This is a genomic window from Pseudomonas sp. CBS (assembly GCF_024734645.1).
Taxonomy (GTDB): Bacteria; Pseudomonadota; Gammaproteobacteria; order Pseudomonadales; family Pseudomonadaceae; genus Aquipseudomonas.
On record NZ_CP102929.1, the window covers coordinates 2,291,076 to 2,307,048 of the forward strand.

The window sequence follows — 15,973 nt, forward strand, 5'->3', positions numbered from 1 at the left end:
AAAGCAGCTCTGCTTTCGCTCTGGTTTTTGCTTTTGCTGTTAACACTCAAGCCGGCCGGGAGGCCGCTGTGCTTTTGCTTTTGATCTTGATCTGACTGCCCCAATAAGCCCGAGGCCGAACGCAGGTATTGCGGAGCGGGTAAACCGGCAGGACGCCGGTTTAGCCGCGCCGGGCCATGGATGGCCCGTCGCGGCGGCCCGCGGAGCAATGCCGGAGTGAGGGAACACCGAGCCCTAGCGAGGTGCCGACAGGCGGGGCAGAGCGTTTTGGTTACTTTGCCGCTTTTGCAAAGTGACTCGCTGTAAGAGCGAAACCATAAGTAGCCGTTACCTAAAAAACGGATATACACACAACAGCCACGTAAAGATTCCGTATAGATTCAACCCCAGCCATAACGTTTACGTCGTCTCTATTGAGCAACTAATCCCCCCTCCACTACTGTGACCTCCACCCCAATCACCCCGTAGGAAGTCATCGTGGAAAGTTCAACTTTAGGCATGATCGTCCTCTCAATGATCGCCCTGTTCGGCGCCGCCGCCTTTTGCTTCGAACAACTCGCCACCCGCGATTCAAAGAAAAAGAAAGCCAAATAAGCTGATCATCAAAAGCAGCAGAACCCCAGTGTTTCAAGGGATACCCCACCCCCGGGCTATCCCTTTTTTCCGTTCGCCCGCCCTAACCCTCTCTATACACCGTCTTAATACCCGCCCCCGTAATCAGTGCCCGAACTTGATACCCAACCTCTTAACCTCCCCGCGTCCGCAATCGCGGCTTATTAATCAGGGGAGTTCCACCGTGCTCACACTCAAGTTCATCTATATCGCCAGCGGCCTATGCGCCGTCGGGCTGTTCGCTTATCTGGGCTATGCCCTCATTCGCGCCGAAAAGTTCTAGGGAGCCCCACCATGTACGACATGATTTTTGTAGGCCTCTCCCTGGTGTTTTTCGCCACGACAGCCATGGCCATTGTCGCCATGGGCAAGATTTGAACGGAGCCTCGACATGCTAAGCACTTTGCTGGAATTTGCGCTGGTCCTGGGGTTGATGACCGGGCTCGCCGTGCTGATGGGCAAGTGGCTGACCCGGGTGTTTACCGGAACCCGCCACGCCCTGCCGGAACGTTATACCTATCGCCTGCTGGGCATCGACCCGCTGGAAACCATGGGCTGGGCACGCTACGGTTCGGCCCTGCTGCTGTCGAACGCGGCGATGATGCTGCTCGGCTATATCATCCTGCGGCTGCAAGCCGTCATGCCGATCAACCCGCTCGGGCTGGCCGCGCAAACCCCGGACCTGGCGTTCAATACCGCCGCGTCCTTTATCACCAACACCAACTGGCAGGCGTACTCGGGCGAAACCAGCCTGTCGAACTTCAGCCAGATGGCGGTGATTACGTTCCTGATGTTTGTCGGCGCCACCTCGGGCGTGGTCGCCGCAGCGGGTTTTATCCGTGGCTTGAGCCGCTCAAGCTCGGCGGATATCGGCAACTTCTGGGTCGACTTCACCCGCACCCTGTACCGCGTGATGCTGCCGCTGTGCGTGGGCATGGCCCTGGTGTATGTGTGGCAAGGCATGCCGCAGACCTTTTCCTCCCAAGCCCTGGCCACCACCCTGGAAGGCGCGCAGCAACAACTGATTGTCGGCGCCGTGGCGAGCTTTGAATCGATCAAGCATATCGGCACCAACGGCGGCGGCTTCTTCAGCATGAACGCCGCGCACCCGTTCGAAAACCCGACACCGCTGACCAACGCCCTGCACATCCTCAGCATGTTGCTGATCCCGTCGGCGCTGACCTACACCTTCGGCAGCATGCTGCTGCAACGCCGTCAGGGCTGGGTGTTTTTCGGCACCTTCCTGGTGATGTTCATCGGCTTTCTCGCTCTGGTGTATGGCGCCGAGCAAAACGGCAACCCGCTGCTGACCCAGGCCGGTGCCAACCAGACGCTGTCCATCGAGCAAAGCGGCGGCAATATGGAAGGCAAGGAGCTGCGTTTCGGCATCGCCGACAGCAGCCTGTTTATCGCCACCACCACCGCGGCCACTACCGGCTCGGTCAACGCGATGCATGACTCATTGACCCCCATGGGCGGCTTCGTGCCCCTGGCGCAGATGATGCTCAACTGCGTGTTCGGCGGCGACGGCGTGGGCTTTATCAACCTGATCCAGTACGCGCTGCTGACGGTGTTTCTGGTGGGCATGATGATCGGCCGCAGCCCGGAATTCCTCGGCAAGAAGATCGAGGCCCGGGAGATGAAACTGGTGATGCTCTCGGTGCTCGCGCACCCCATCAGCATCCTCGGGTTCACCGCCCTCGCCGCCCTGTGGCCCGACACTATGGCCAGCCTGAATAACCTCGGCCCCCACGGTTTCAGCGAAGTGCTCTACGCCTACACCTCGGGCACCGCCAACAACGGTTCGGCGTTCGCCGGGCTGAACGCCAACACGCCGTTTTTCAACACCACCATTGGCCTCGCGATGCTGGTCGGGCGCTTCTTCACCATGCTGCCGATGCTCGCTGTGGCCGGTTCCCTGGCGATGAAAAAGACCGTGCCTGCCGGCGCCGGCACCATCCCCACCGCAACCCCGCTGTTCATGGTGCTGGTGGTGTTTGTGGTGCTGGTAGTCGGTGGCCTGACTTTCCTGCCGGCCCTCGCGCTCGGCCCGCTGGTGGAGCAACTGCAGTTGCTGTCCGGCCAGACGTACAACTAAGGACACGTTGATGACGACTCAATCGATATTCAAAGGGCTGTTGCGCCCGGTGCTGGTTTCGGCAGTGTTTTTCATGGCGCTGACCGGCCTCGCCTACCCGATTTTCACCACCTTTGCCGCGCAGTTGCTGTTCCCGTTCCAGGCCCAGGGTTCGCTGATTGAACGCGACGGTTTAGTGATCGGCTCGGCGTTGATCGGCCAGGACTTCACCAAGCCCGGCTACTTCCACGGCCGCCCGAGCATGACCCTAGGCGCAGACCCGCAAGACCCGAGCAAAAGCGTGTCGCAGCCTTACAACGCTGGCTCCAGCGGCGCCAGCAACCTGGGCCCTACCAGCCAGAAACTGGTCGACCAGGTCGCAGCCCGAGTTAAAGCCTACCGCCAGGACAACGGCCTCGCCGCCGACGCCCAGGTGCCGGTGGATGCGGTCACCGCTTCCGCCTCCGGTCTGGACCCGCATATCTCCGTGGCTAACGCGCGCATCCAGCTGGCCCGGGTCGCCCGCCAGCGGCAGATCCCCGAAGCCGAACTGCTGCAACTGGTGAACGAAAACACCGCCGCCCGCACCCTCGGTTTGCTCGGCGAACCACGAGTCAATGTGCTGCAACTCAACCTCGCGCTGGACGCCCGCCTGCCTTCGCGCCAGCCCCCCATTGCGGCCAGTGAGTAAGAGATTCCCCCATGATCAAGAATGCTCGTTTACCTCTGTTTGACCGCGCCATCGTGCTCACCGCCTGCGGGGACGCGTTCAAGAAACTGCTGCCCCAGGCGCAGTGGAAAAACCCGGTGATGTTCGTGGTGTACCTGGGCAGCCTCCTCACCACGCTGCTGTGGTTCCAGTCCCTCGGCGGCCAGGGTGAAGCCCCCAGCGGGTTTATCCTGAGCATCAGCTTGTGGCTGTGGTTCACCGTGCTGTTCGCCAACTTCGCCGAGGCCCTGGCCGAGGGTCGCAGCCGCGCCCAGGCCGCCAGCCTGCGGGGGATGAAACGCCAGACCCTGGCCAAGCTGCTGCAGCAACCCAAGCACGGCGCGGCGTGGCTGCCGACCGAAGCGACGCTGTTGCGCAAGGACCAGGTGGTGCTGATCGAAGCCGGCGACCTGGTGCCGCTCGATGGCGTAGTGATCGAAGGCGTGGCCTCGGTGGATGAAAGCGCAATCACCGGCGAATCGGCACCGGTAATACGTGAAGCCGGCGGCGACTTTTCCTCGGTCACCGGCGGCACGCGGGTGTTGTCGGACTGGCTGGTGGTGCGCATCAGCGTCAACCCGGGTGAGTCGTTCCTCGACCGCATGATCTCGATGGTCGAATCCGCCAAGCGTCAGAAAACGCCCAACGAAGTCGCCCTGACGATTTTGCTGGTGGGCCTGACGCTGTTGTTCCTGCTGGTGATCGCCACGCTGAGCCCGTACTCGATCTTCGCCGTGGCCATGAGCGGCAGCGGCAGCGTGGTCAGCGCCACGGTATTGGTGGCGTTGCTGGTGTGCCTGATCCCCACCACTATCGGCGGCCTGCTCTCGGCCATCGGCGTGGCGGGCATGAGCCGCATGATGTCGGCCAATGTGATCGCCACCTCTGGTCGTGCGGTAGAGGCGGCGGGTGACATCGACGTGTTGCTGCTGGACAAGACCGGCACCATCACCCTGGGCAACCGCCAGGCCAGCAGCTTCCTGCCGGCACCAGGGGTCAAGGAAGCCGAGTTGGCCGATGCAGCGCAACTTGCGTCCCTGGCCGACGAAACCCCGGAAGGCCGCAGCATTGTGGTGCTGGCCAAGCAGAAGTTCGACATCCGTGCGCGGGACATCAACGCCCTTGGCGCAAGCTTTGTGCACTTCACTGCACAGACCCGCATGAGCGGCGTCGACCTGCCCGAAGGCCGTGGTATTCGCAAGGGCGCGGCGGATGCCATCCGCAGTCATATCGAAGCGTTGGGCGGGAGTTTTCCGGCAGCCTTGCAGGCCAAGGTCGACGAAGTGTCGCGACGCGGCAGCACCCCGCTGGTGGTGTCCGACGGTTCAAAAGCACTCGGCGTGGTAGAGCTAAAGGACGTGGTCAAGGGCGGCATCAAGGAGCGCTTCGCCGAACTGCGGCGCATGGGTATCAAGACCGTGATGATCACCGGCGACAACCGCCTGACCGCCGCCGCGATTGCCGTGGAAGCCGGCGTGGATGACTTCCTCGCCGAGGCGCGCCCGGAAGACAAGCTGCAACTGATCCGCGACTACCAGGCCCAGGGCAAGCTTGTGGCCATGACCGGCGACGGCACCAACGACGCCCCGGCATTGGCCCAGGCCGACGTGGCGGTGGCGATGAACAGCGGCACCCAGGCGGCGAAAGAGGCCGGCAACATGGTCGACCTCGACAGCAACCCGACCAAGCTGATCGAAGTGGTCGAGGTGGGCAAACAAATGCTGATGACTCGCGGCGCGCTCACCACCTTCAGCGTGGCGAACGACGTGGCGAAGTATTTCGCGATCATCCCGGCGGCGTTTGTCGCGACCTATCCGCAGCTCGGCGCGCTGAACGTGATGCACCTGACCAGCCCCAACTCGGCGATTCTCAGCGCGGTGATTTTCAACGCGTTGATCATCGTGGCGCTGATTCCGCTGGCCCTGCGCGGCGTGACGTACCGGGCGATTGGCGCGGCGGCATTGCTCAATCGCAACCTGCTGATCTATGGCCTGGGCGGGGTGCTGGTGCCGTTTGCCGGGATCAAGCTGATTGACATGGTGCTGACCGGGCTGGGTCTCGTGTAGCACCCCACCCACTGTAGGAGCGAGCTTGCTCACGAAGGGCGTCAACGATAACGCGGGAAACCTGACACCCAACGGCGCTCTCCGGTTTTTCGCGAGCAAGCTCGCTCCTACAGTCCATTTGAGGAATGACATGCCCGCATCAAACGAAGAACGCCCCGACCCCGACGCCCTCCTCGCCCGGGTCCAGCAGGAAGAACAGGCCGCCTTGCGCGGCAAACTACGTATCTACTTCGGCTCCAACGCCGGGGTGGGCAAGACCTGCGCCATGCTTGACGCGGCGCAACGGGAAGTCAGCCTGGGCCGCGACGTTCTTGCCGGCGTAGTGGAAACCCACGGCCGCCAGGAAACCGCCGACCTCCTCAACGGCCTCGAACAACTGCCCCGCGCCCACCGTGTGCACCGCGACTTTGCCCTCACCGAATTCGACCTCGACGCCGCCCTGCAACGCCATCCCGCCGTGGTGCTGGTGGATGAACTGGCCCACAGCAACGTGCCCGGCTCACGCCACCCGAAACGCTGGCAAGACGTGGAGGAACTGCTCAGCGCCGGTATCGATGTGTGGACCACCCTCAACGTCCAGCACCTGGAAAGCCTTAACGATCTGGTGAGTGGGATCATCGGCATTCGCGTGCGGGAAACCGTACCGGACCATGTGTTCGACAACGCCCACGAAGTGGTCGTCGTCGACCTGCCGCCGGATGATCTGCTGCAACGCTTGAAGGACGGCAAGGTGTACCTGGGCCCCCAAGCCGAGCGCGCTTCGCGGCACTTTTTCCGCAAGGGCAACCTGTTGGCCCTGCGGGAACTGGCCCTGCGCCGCACCGCCGACCGGGTCGACACGCAGATGCGCGTGTACCGCCGCGAACAGTCGATCAAGACCCTGTGGCCCGCCCGCGAGCGATTACTGGTAGGCGTGGCCGGTGACGCCGGCGATGAGCGACTGGTGCGTGAAGCCGCGCGCCTGGCGCAAAAGCTCGAGGCGGACTGGATCGTGGTGCACGTCGCCTCCGCCCAGGGTCGCGGTGCCAAGCGTTATCTTACGGCGATGAAAACCCTGGCCCTGGCCAGCGAATTCGGCGCCGACACCGCTACGCTGCCGGGCATGGACGTCGCCGAAGCACTGGCCGCCTGCGCCCGGGAACACAACGCCAATCGCCTGGTACTCGGCCATCACCCGCGCCGGGCATGGCGGTTCTGGCACCAGTCGGTGGGCGACCGGATCAGCCGGCACCATCCGCAGATCGACCAGATCGTGATCGCCCATGGCGTACTGCCGGGCACTGTCCCGGTCATTGAAAAATCCGCGCCCGCCCCCGGCCGGAAGCTCGCCTACCTCTGGGCCACCCTCGCCTGTTTCACCGCCAGCGCCATCGCCGCGCTGCTACTGCAGGTGTTCGACCTGGCCAACGTGGTGATGCTGTTCCTGCTCACGGTGGTGCTGGTGGCCCTGCGGTTTGGACGCGGCCCCGGCGTGTGGGCGGCGATGCTGGCGGTGCTGTGTTTCGACTTCTTTTTCGTCCAGCCGCGCTACTCGTTTACCGTCAACGACACCCAGTATTTCTTCACCTTCGCGTTGATGCTCGGCATCGCCCTGATCACCGGGCAACTCACCGCGCGCCTGCGCCACGAAGCGCGCACCGCCGCCGCGCGAGAACGCCGCGCCACATCTCTGGCACGCCTGGCCCGGGACCTGTCGGCCGCGTTGACCGTGGAGCAGATCAGTGAAGTGGCGCTGCGCACCTTCAGCGGCGTGTTCGAGGCACGGGTCGGCCTGGCCTTGCCGGACGCCGCCGACGGCGTGCACAGCGTGGGCGCAGGTGGGCTGCCGATCGACGACAGCATCGCCCAATGGACCTACGACCACGGCCAGTCCGCCGGCCAGGGCACCGACACCTTGTCCGCCGCCAAGGGGTGCTATCTGCCGCTCAAGGCACCGATGCGCGTGCGCGGCGTGCTGGTGCTGGAACTGGCGCAAAGCGAACGCCTCAACGAGCCCGAAGAACGCCGCCTGCTGGAAGCCTGCATGAGCCAGCTGGCAATTGCCCTGGAGCGCGTGCACTTCGTTGAAGTGGCGCAAAGCACGTTGGTGCAGATGGAAGGCGAGAAGATGCGCAACACCTTGCTCGCGGCGATTTCCCACGACTTGCGCACGCCCTTGACCACCCTGATCGGCGCCGCCGACACCGCCCTGCCCCATGCGCCGCCGGGCCCGCTGACCGAGTTGCTGCACGGTATTCATGAGCAGGCGACCTCGATGCAACGCCTGATCGAAAACCTGCTGGACATGGCCCGCATGCAGGAGCGCGGCGTGCGGCTCAACCGGCAATGGCATTTGCTGGAAGAGATCGTCGGCAGCGCCCTGCGCCAATTGCGCGAACCACTAGCCCGGCATGTGGTGAATACGACGCTGGACCCGCAATTACCGCTGGTGGAAGTCGACGCGCTGTTGATCGAACGGGTGTTGGTCAACCTGCTGGATAACGCCGCCAAGTACACCCCGCCGGGCACGGTCATTACCGTGGCCGCCCGCGCCGTTTCGGACAACATCCTGCTGGAAGTCAGCGACACCGGCCCGGGCAGCGCGCCGGCCAATCTGTTCGAACCGTTTGCCCGTGGCCAGCAGGAGTCCTCGGTCGCCGGGATCGGCCTGGGGCTGGCCCTGGCCAAACGCATCGTCGAAGCCCACGGCGGGCGCATCGAAGCCAAACCCGGCCGCGAGTGCGGCATGCATTTCGTCATCACTTTACCGGCGGGCACCCCGCCCTCAATGGACGCCCTATGAGCACTGCACGCATTCTGATTGTTGAAGACGAGGCCAATATCCGCCGTTTTGTCGGCATCGCCCTGCAGGACGAGGGCTTCCAGGTGTTCGAGGCCGACAGCGTCAAGCGCGCGCTGATCCACGCGTCCAGTCGCCAGCCAGACCTGGTGATCGTCGACCTCGGCCTGCCGGACGGCGACGGCAAACAGTTGATCAGCGAACTGCGGGGATGGCTGGCGGTGCCGATCCTGGTGTTGTCGGCACGGGATCGCGAAGAGGAAAAAGTCGCCGCCCTGGATGCCGGTGCCGATGACTACCTGACCAAGCCCTTCGGCGTGCCCGAGTTGCTCGCGCGCATCCGTGCGCAACTGCGTCGGCACGGGCAAACCGGCACCGTGGCGGCCACCAGCAAGGTGGCGTTTGGCGAGATTGAGGTGGACCTGGCGACCCATGAAGTGTGGCGCCAAGGCCTGCCGGTGCACCTGACACCCATCGAATACCGCCTGCTGTGCGCGATGATTCGCGGGCAGAGCCGGGTGCTCACCCATCGGCAGTTATTGCTGGAAGTGTGGGGCCTGGACTACGTAGACCGCGCCCACTATCTGCGGGTGCATATGGCGCATCTGCGGCAGAAGCTGGAGGCCGACCCAGCCCAGCCGCAGTACTTCATTACCGAGTTGCAGGTGGGCTACCGACTGGTGGGTTTGTGAACAGGTGCGCGGCGGCGAAATCGACAAACACCCGGATCTTCGGCGAGAGGTGCCGGCTGGACGGCCACAGGGCCCAGAACTGACCCTGGTCGTCGGAGTGGCCGTCGAGTACGGTTTCCAGCTGGCCTTGGGCGAGTGCTTCCCGGGCCAGGAAGTCCGGCACGTAGGCAATGCCATGGCCATCCACCGCGGCGCGGAGCATGGCTTCCATGTTGTTCAAGGTCAGGGCGGTGGGCAGGCGCAACTGGGTAATGGCCGGGTTGGCGGATAAGGTCCAGTCCATGATTTTCCCGGTGGTGGCGAAGCGGTAACGCAAACACGGGTGATGCTCCAAATCGCTCAGGGACTCTGGCCGACCGTTGGCCCGCAGGTACTCGGGTGATGCGCACAGCACAAACCTGAACGGTCCCAGTTTGCGGGCCATCAGGGTCGAATCCGCCAGGCCGCCGCTGCGGATGACCACGTCGAAGCCCTCTTCGATCACGTCCACCAAGTGGTCGTTGAAATCCAGCTCCAGCTCGATCTCCGGGTAGGCTTTGCGGAACGCCATCATGTGGGGAAAGAGGAAGCGATAGCCGATGGTGGGCAGGCTGACCCGCAGCTTGCCCCGAGGCGCCTGCATCGCATGGGAAAGCATGGCGCGGGCGTCTTGCAGGTCGTCGAGAATTTTCCGACTGCGCTCGTAGAACAGTTGGCCTTCGGCGGTGAGGCTGACCTTGCGCGTGCTGCGGTGCAACAGCCGTACATTCAGTGAAGCCTCAAGCTTGGCGACATTCTTGCCCACCGCCGACGCGGAAATCCCCATTGCCCGGGCCGCGCCGGTGAAGCTCAGGGCCTCTGCCGTTTTCACGAAGGCGATCACACCGCTCAGGTTATCGGTCACGTCATTGCATCCATCTAGTCCTCTATGAACGGAATGTAAGCCCGTTTATCCGTGATTGCATCCTGATTAGAGTCTTTTAGTCTTCAGACTCACGGGAATGCCCCTATGAACACTACAACCGAATCTGTGGCCGCCCATGGCCGATATTCCATCCTGGCCGCGATTTGCCTGGCCGCCCTGGTATTGCCCATGAGCTTCACCGGCGGTGCTGTCGCCACGCCTTTTATCGGCCAGGCATTCGCTGCCCAGCCCAGCCAGCTGGCGTGGATCACCAACGCGTTCATGCTGAGTTTCGGCAGCCTGTTGATGGCCGCCGGCACCCTCGCCGACCTGTATGGGAGAAAGCGTCTGTTCTTGTGTGGCATGGCGCTGTTTACCCTGGTCTCCCTGCTGCTGGCAGTGGCACCGGGGATTTTCTGGCTGGATGTATTGCGTGGCGTCCAGGGCGTCGCGGCAGCTACGGCACTGGCCAGTGGCTGTGCGGCGCTGGCCCAGGAGTTTGACGGCCATGCCCGCACCCGCGCCTTCAGCTTGCTGGGCACTACGTTTGGTGCAGGCCTGGCGTTTGGGCCATTGCTGTCGGGGGTGCTGATCGAGCACTGGGGCTGGCGCTCGATTTTTCTCGGCACCGCGCTGTTGGCCGGTATTTCGCTGCTGTTTGCCGCGCCCAAAATGCGCGAAAGCCGCGACCCGCAAGCGCTGCGGCTGGACACCCCGGGCGTGCTGACGTTCTCGGCCATGCTGGTTGCCCTGACCACGGCGGTGATCCTCGCCCCGGAGCACGGCTGGTCATCGCCGCTGGTTGATGCCCTGCTGATCGCAGCGGCAGTGTTTTTGCTGGTGTTTATCCTCGTCGAAAACCGCTCAAGCCAACCGATGCTGGAGCTGCGGCTGTTTCGCTTCCCGCGTTTTATTGGCGTGCAGCTCCTGCCGATCGGTACCTGTTACTGCTACATCGTGCTGATCGTGTTGCTGCCCCTGCGGTTTATCGGTGTGGAAGGCGCCAGCGCGCTGGACGCGGGTTTGATGATGCTCGCGCTATCAGCACCGATGCTGGTGGTGCCGATGATCGCCGCGTCGCTGACCCGCTGGCTGCCGGCGGGTGTGTTGTGTGCCATTGGCTTGCTGATCGCGGCGTTGGGCCTGTGGGGATTAAGCCTGGCCGACCAGCCTGGGCAGACTGTCGCTGCGATGCTGGTCATCGGAATCGGCACCGGGCTGCCGTGGGGCTTGATGGATGGTTTGGCGATCAGCGTGGTGCCCAAGGAGCGTGCGGGAATGGCGGCGGGGATTTTCAATACCACCCGCGTGGCCAGTGAAGGCGTGGCGCTGGCGATTACGATGGCTGTGTTGGGGGCATTGGTGGCGCATCACCTGAAGGGGCGCGCAGGGGCCGACGTTTCAGTGATTGCCCAAGGCCTGGTCATGGGCAACGTGCAACTGGCCTCGGCCGCCCTCCCGCTGGAAGCACTGCGCAGCGCCTACATCGCGGCGTTCAATACGTTGCTGCAACTGCTCGCGGGATTCACCGTGCTGACGGCGTTGGTGGTCATGGCCTTCATGGGGCGAAACAGCATTGCGCCCGTACAAACCGAACCCGGCATTCACTCGCTGAGCTGAATCCCAGGCACAAAAAAAGCCCGCTCAATGAGCGGGCTTTCCGTGGTACCTGGCGTTCAGCGTTCCAGGTGACCGAATATGGCGCAGCGGACGGGACTCGAACCCGCGACCCCCGGCGTGACAGGCCGGTATTCTAACCGACTGAACTACCGCTGCGCGTAACACATAAAGCGAATGGTGGGTGATGACGGGATCGAACCGCCGACATTCTGCTTGTAAGGCAGACGCTCTCCCAGCTGAGCTAATCACCCTTCACTTTCGGTGTGGGGCGCATTCTATAGCATTTTTCCGTAATGTCATGATTTAAATGCAATTTATTCAAAATATTTTGCCTTCGACCCTGCAAACCCCGCAAAACCGGCGTTTTGGGCGCAAACGAGAGTCTATTGCGTTTGCACAAGCCTTGGCCCCACAATTAACAATTATTCTCAATAACACCTGAGTCGCGCCTTATGTCTGTGGGTGAACCGCCGTTCCAACGGGAGATTACCGAGCTGTACAGCGAGCATCACGGCTGGCTGTTCACTTGGTTGCGCCGAAAACTGGGCTGTACCCACAACGCCGCCGACGTGGCGCAGGACACCTTTGCACGGATTCTGCACGCACGGGAGTCAGTGACCGGCATCCGCGAGCCCCGCGCCTATTTGAGCACCACCGCCAGACGGCTGATCATCGACCAGGCCCGGCGCAGGCAAATTGAGCATGCCTACCTTCAGGAACTGATGCTGACGGTGGAAACCCTGGAAGGCTTTCAGTCGCCGGAACAGATCCACACTACCCTGGAAGCCCTTGAGCACATCGCCTTCATTCTTGAAGGCATGCACGACAATGTGCGTCAGGCGTTCGTGCTGTATTACCTCGAAGACCTGACCCAGCAGCAAATCGCCCGTCAGCTGAAATTGTCGGAGCGTACGGTACGCAAGTATTTGATCCAGGCCCTGCTGCATTGCAGCCACAGCGTGGATATCTGAACCGCACATGCCCGCCTCCCGCCAACAGATCGACGAACAAGCCGCCGAATGGATGATTCGTCTGCACGAAGGCGAATTGACCGAGGCCCAGCGGCAGGCGTTCGAGCGCTGGAAGCAGCAAAGCCCGCAACACGCGGCTTCAGCGGCGCGCATGGAAGACGTGATTGCGCGAGTGCAGGCCCTGCGTGGGCGAAAAGCACCGGCCCGGGCGGCCTTGAGTGCGGCCTTTCCTCGGCAGGGGAAAGCCCGCAAGAATTACGTCCGCGCGCTGGTATTGGCCTGCAGCCTGGCCCTTCCCGCCTCCGCTCTGCTCTACAGCCCTTACCCGCAACAGTGGATGGCCGATGTGCACAACGGCCCCGGCGAATGGAAAACCCTGCGCCTGGCGGACGGTTCCACACTGACCTTGAACGGCATCAGTGCGGCGAACCTGTATTTCGACAGCCGGCAGCGGCGCATTGAACTGCTGCAAGGCGAGATCCTGGTGGAAGTGGCCCACGACGGCGACCGTCCGTTTGTGGTGCAGACGGCCCAGGGCACCCTGCGTGCGTTGGGTACGCGGTTTGTGGTCCGGCGCGAAGATGACGTCACTGTGCTGAGCATGCTCGAATCCCGCGTTGCCGCCCAAAGCGCGAATGGCCAGCAGACGCTGGAAGTGGACGCAGGCTCGCAGGCGCGGCTCAGCAAGGATGCCGTGCGCCTCTCCGGCAGTATCGATACGGCGAGCATCAATGGGGCCTGGCGCCGCCATCAACTGGTGGTGGATAACCGACCGTTGCCGGAAGTGCTGGATGAGATCGCCCGGCACCGTTCGGGCCGCTTGCAATTCGATCGAGCTGCGCTGGCGAATCTAAAGGTCTCGGCCGTGCTTCCACTGGATGACACCGACCGCACTTTGCAGATGCTGGCTCAAACCCTGCCGATCACCCTGAAAACCTTTACGCCGTGGCTGATGATCGTCAGCCCGGATACCGAGAACAAAAAATAATTAACCAAATTGTTTCCGCTTTGTTTAAAGCTACCCGTCAAGGAAGGTATATCGATAACTAAAGGACTGCCATCGTCATGCCGCTCCCTTCCAAACCCCGCAGACGCCTGCTGAGCAGCGCGCCGCTGACCCTCACACTGCTCGCGACGACGTTGTTGAATATCCACGTGGCACAGGCCGACACGGTAAACGTTGCCGCCCAAGCCTACGACATACCTGCAGGGCCGCTGGGCGCAACACTTAACCAGTTTGCCCAGCAAGCGGGTGTGGCCATTGTGTTCCAGTCCCAGAACCTGCAGGGGCTCGCGGGCCCGGGACTCAAAGGCACTTATAGCGTAGAGGCCGGGTTTGAAAAGCTGCTGCGTGGCAGTGGTTATCGGGCAGTCAAAGGTGATCAGGTCTACGCACTGGAAGCCAACCCTACACCCACTGGCGCCGTGGAGCTGGGGGCGACGCAGATCAGCGCCAACCAACTCGGCACCATTACCGAAGGCTCCGGCTCTTATACCCCCGGCACCATCGCCACCGCTACCCGCCTGGTGCTGACGCCACGGGAAACTCCGCAATCGATCTCGGTGGTCACCCGCCAGGCCATGGATGACTTTGGCCTAAACTCCATCGACGACGTGATGCGCCATACCCCGGGCATCACCGTGGCAACGTATGACAGCGACCGTACCAGCTATTACTCCCGTGGCTTCGCGATTCGCAACTTCCAGTACGACGGTATTCCTATCCTGCAAGACCCGCAGTATTCGTCCGGCCATACCCTCACCGACATGGTGATCTATGACCGGGTAGAAATCCTCAAGGGCGCCACCGGCCTGCTCACTGGCGCCGGTGGCCCTGGTGGCACCATCAACATGATCCGCAAAAAACCTACCCAGGAATTCAAGGGCCATATCGACCTTGGCGCCGGCTCCTGGGACAACTACCGATCGGAAGTTGACGTCAGCGGCCCCTTGACCGAAACCGGGAACATTCGCGGCCGGGCCGTGGCGGCCTATCAAGACAAACATTCCTTCATGGACCATTACCAACGCAAAACCAGCGTCTACTACGGCATCCTGGAGGCGGACCTGTCGCCGGATACCCTGCTGACCGTGGGCGCGGACTATCAGGATAATGACCCCAAAGGCTCAAGCTGGACCGGCAGCGCCTCGCTGTATGACGAATCCGGCAATCGCATTGGCTCCAAGCGCTCATTCAACAACGGGCCACGGTGGAGCAGTTGGCAGCAGTACACGCGCACCGCCTTTGCCACCCTTGAACACAGCTTCGAAAATGGCTGGGTCGCCAAAGGTCAGTACAACCATCAAATCAACGGTTACAACGCCCCCCTGGGCTTCGTGAGCCCAGGTTTGCCCTCAGTGCTGGCGCGCAAATACACAGGTGAAACCGTCAGCGACAGCGCCGACCTTTACACCTCCGGCCCCTTCGATCTGTTTGGCCGAGAACACCAGTTGGTGGTCGGCACCTCGGTTTCCCGCTCCCACTGGAAAGGCAAGGACTACACCAACGCCAGCCTGCCCAACAATAACTTCGACTATTACAACTGGAACGGCGACATCCCGAAGCCGGACTGGGGCGAAGTCACCAACAAAAACGATGAAATCACCCGTCAGACCGGCAGCTACATGACCGCTCGCTTCAGCCTCACGGACGATCTGTCGCTGCTGCTGGGCACGCGCGTTGCAGACTTCCAGGTCACCGGCACCAGCGATACGAAAAAAAGCGGCAAGGTCTTGCCCTATGCGGGCCTGGTATACGACCTCAACGACAACGTGTCGGCCTACGCCAGTTACACGGAAATTTTTCTGCCGCAGTCGTTCAACCGTGATCGCAACAACAAATTGCTGGAGCCGGATGAAGGCAAAAACTATGAAGTGGGGCTCAAGGGTGAATTCTTCGAAGGACGCCTGAATTCCAGCATCGCCTACTTCGAGGTTCACGAAGAAAACCGCCCCGAGGAAGATACGGAGTACAACGCCAACCCAACCAACCCCGCTCGCGACTACGCCTATAAGCCGATCACTTCGAAAACCAAGGGTTATGAGGCGGAAATCTCTGGCGAACTGGCACCCGGCTGGCAGTTGCAGGCAGGCTACACCCACAAGATCGCCCGTGATGAGAGCGGCAAGAAGGTGTCGACCTGGGAGCCGGAAGATCAGGTAAATCTCTATACCAGCTACAAGCTGACCGGCAGCCTCGACAAACTCACCCTCGGCGGCGGCGCGCGTTGGCAGGGTCAAGGCTGGCAGGTACTGAGCAACTGGGCCAAGGGCGGCGCTCAAGAAAAATTTGCCCAGGATCCCTACTGGCTGGTGGACCTGATGGCCCGTTATCAGATCACCGACAGCGTGTCGGCGACCATCAACGTCAACAACGTGTTCGACAAGTCGTATTACACCAACATCGGCTTCTATAACTCGTCGTACTACGGCGACCCTCGCAACGTAATGGTCAGTACCCGCTGGGATTTCTAAACCCCATAAAAAACGCCCCCGATCACGGCACATGATCGGGGGCGTTTTTTAGACCGGCGGTTTCTTGCAAACCCCAGACAGCAAAAAGCC

11 protein-coding genes and 2 tRNA genes are annotated in these 15,973 nt (G+C 62.1%); 10 read left to right on the forward strand and 3 right to left on the reverse strand.

Translation table 11 applies throughout. The features are described 5' to 3' along the window. Positions 1-796 precede the first annotated feature (796 nt). The 6 genes from kdpF (at position 797) to NVB75_RS10140 (ending at position 8,935) form a co-directional block, all read left to right on the forward strand. Positions 797-895, forward strand: a complete 99-nt coding sequence (kdpF, locus tag NVB75_RS10115; protein WP_003219423.1) for a K(+)-transporting ATPase subunit F — start codon at positions 797-799, stop codon at positions 893-895. Positions 896-1,003: 108 nt separating this feature from the next. Next, positions 1,004-2,710: a potassium-transporting ATPase subunit KdpA gene (gene kdpA / locus NVB75_RS10120; RefSeq protein ID WP_076015290.1), complete on the forward strand. Its 1,707-nt coding sequence runs from the start codon at positions 1,004-1,006 to the stop codon at positions 2,708-2,710. 10 nt (positions 2,711-2,720) lie between these two features. Continuing rightward, entirely contained in the window at positions 2,721-3,380 is a 660-nt protein-coding gene (kdpC, locus tag NVB75_RS10125; protein WP_258347045.1) for a K(+)-transporting ATPase subunit C, read from the forward strand. A gap of 11 nt (positions 3,381-3,391) precedes the next feature. Then, positions 3,392-5,464 carry a potassium-transporting ATPase subunit KdpB gene (gene kdpB / locus NVB75_RS10130; RefSeq protein ID WP_258347046.1) on the forward strand — a complete coding sequence of 691 codons (2,073 nt, stop codon included), beginning with the start codon at positions 3,392-3,394 and terminating at the stop codon, positions 5,462-5,464. Between the two features lie 130 nt (positions 5,465-5,594). Continuing rightward, positions 5,595-8,246: a sensor histidine kinase KdpD gene (locus tag NVB75_RS10135; RefSeq protein WP_258347047.1), complete on the forward strand. Its 2,652-nt coding sequence runs from the start codon at positions 5,595-5,597 to the stop codon at positions 8,244-8,246. Continuing rightward, positions 8,243-8,935, forward strand: a complete 693-nt coding sequence (locus tag NVB75_RS10140; protein WP_010166411.1) for a response regulator — start codon at positions 8,243-8,245, stop codon at positions 8,933-8,935. Before NVB75_RS10135 ends, NVB75_RS10140 begins: the two co-directional genes overlap by 4 nt. Here NVB75_RS10140 and NVB75_RS10145 read toward each other — a convergent pair. After that, positions 8,895-9,818: a LysR family transcriptional regulator gene (locus NVB75_RS10145; RefSeq protein WP_258347048.1), complete on the reverse strand. Its 924-nt coding sequence runs from the start codon at positions 9,816-9,818 to the stop codon at positions 8,895-8,897. The two genes, NVB75_RS10140 and NVB75_RS10145, sit on opposite strands and share 41 nt — an antisense overlap. 105 nt (positions 9,819-9,923) lie before the next feature. On the opposite strand from NVB75_RS10145, the gene NVB75_RS10150 reads away from it, so the two are divergent. Next, entirely contained in the window at positions 9,924-11,438 is a 1,515-nt protein-coding gene (locus NVB75_RS10150) for an MFS transporter (RefSeq protein ID WP_258347049.1), read from the forward strand. A 79-nt stretch (positions 11,439-11,517) separates the two neighbouring features. Here the strand turns inward: NVB75_RS10150 and NVB75_RS10155 are convergent. Together NVB75_RS10155 and NVB75_RS10160 are read right to left on the reverse strand one after the other, a co-directional pair. Continuing rightward, positions 11,518-11,594: transfer RNA gene (locus tag NVB75_RS10155), tRNA-Asp, on the reverse strand. A gap of 19 nt (positions 11,595-11,613) precedes the next feature. Further along, positions 11,614-11,689, reverse strand: a tRNA-Val gene (locus tag NVB75_RS10160). Between the two features lie 201 nt (positions 11,690-11,890). Between NVB75_RS10160 and NVB75_RS10165 the strand changes: the two genes are divergently transcribed. From NVB75_RS10165 to NVB75_RS10175, 3 genes are all read left to right on the forward strand, one after another. After that, positions 11,891-12,409, forward strand: a complete 519-nt coding sequence (locus tag NVB75_RS10165; RefSeq protein WP_258347050.1) for a sigma-70 family RNA polymerase sigma factor — start codon at positions 11,891-11,893, stop codon at positions 12,407-12,409. A 7-nt stretch (positions 12,410-12,416) separates the two neighbouring features. Continuing rightward, the gene (locus NVB75_RS10170) at positions 12,417-13,397 is read left to right on the forward strand and encodes a FecR family protein (protein ID WP_258347051.1); all 981 of its coding nucleotides are present in this window, start codon (positions 12,417-12,419) and stop codon (positions 13,395-13,397) included. Positions 13,398-13,474: 77 nt separating this feature from the next. Next, the gene (locus NVB75_RS10175) at positions 13,475-15,883 is read left to right on the forward strand and encodes a TonB-dependent siderophore receptor (protein WP_258347053.1); all 2,409 of its coding nucleotides are present in this window, start codon (positions 13,475-13,477) and stop codon (positions 15,881-15,883) included. Positions 15,884-15,973: the final 90 nt, after the last annotated feature.

Coding starts and splice junctions, on each gene's coding strand:
- kdpA (WP_076015290.1), top strand. CDS start 1,004: ATGCTAAGCACTTTGCTGGAATTTGCGCTGGTCCTGGGGTTGATGACC.
- kdpC (WP_258347045.1), top strand. CDS start 2,721: ATGACGACTCAATCGATATTCAAAGGGCTGTTGCGCCCGGTGCTGGTT.
- kdpB (WP_258347046.1), top strand. CDS start 3,392: ATGATCAAGAATGCTCGTTTACCTCTGTTTGACCGCGCCATCGTGCTC.
- NVB75_RS10135 (WP_258347047.1), top strand. CDS start 5,595: ATGCCCGCATCAAACGAAGAACGCCCCGACCCCGACGCCCTCCTCGCC.
- NVB75_RS10140 (WP_010166411.1), top strand. CDS start 8,243: ATGAGCACTGCACGCATTCTGATTGTTGAAGACGAGGCCAATATCCGC.
- NVB75_RS10150 (WP_258347049.1), top strand. CDS start 9,924: ATGAACACTACAACCGAATCTGTGGCCGCCCATGGCCGATATTCCATC.
- NVB75_RS10165 (WP_258347050.1), top strand. CDS start 11,891: ATGTCTGTGGGTGAACCGCCGTTCCAACGGGAGATTACCGAGCTGTAC.
- NVB75_RS10170 (WP_258347051.1), top strand. CDS start 12,417: ATGCCCGCCTCCCGCCAACAGATCGACGAACAAGCCGCCGAATGGATG.
- NVB75_RS10175 (WP_258347053.1), top strand. CDS start 13,475: ATGCCGCTCCCTTCCAAACCCCGCAGACGCCTGCTGAGCAGCGCGCCG.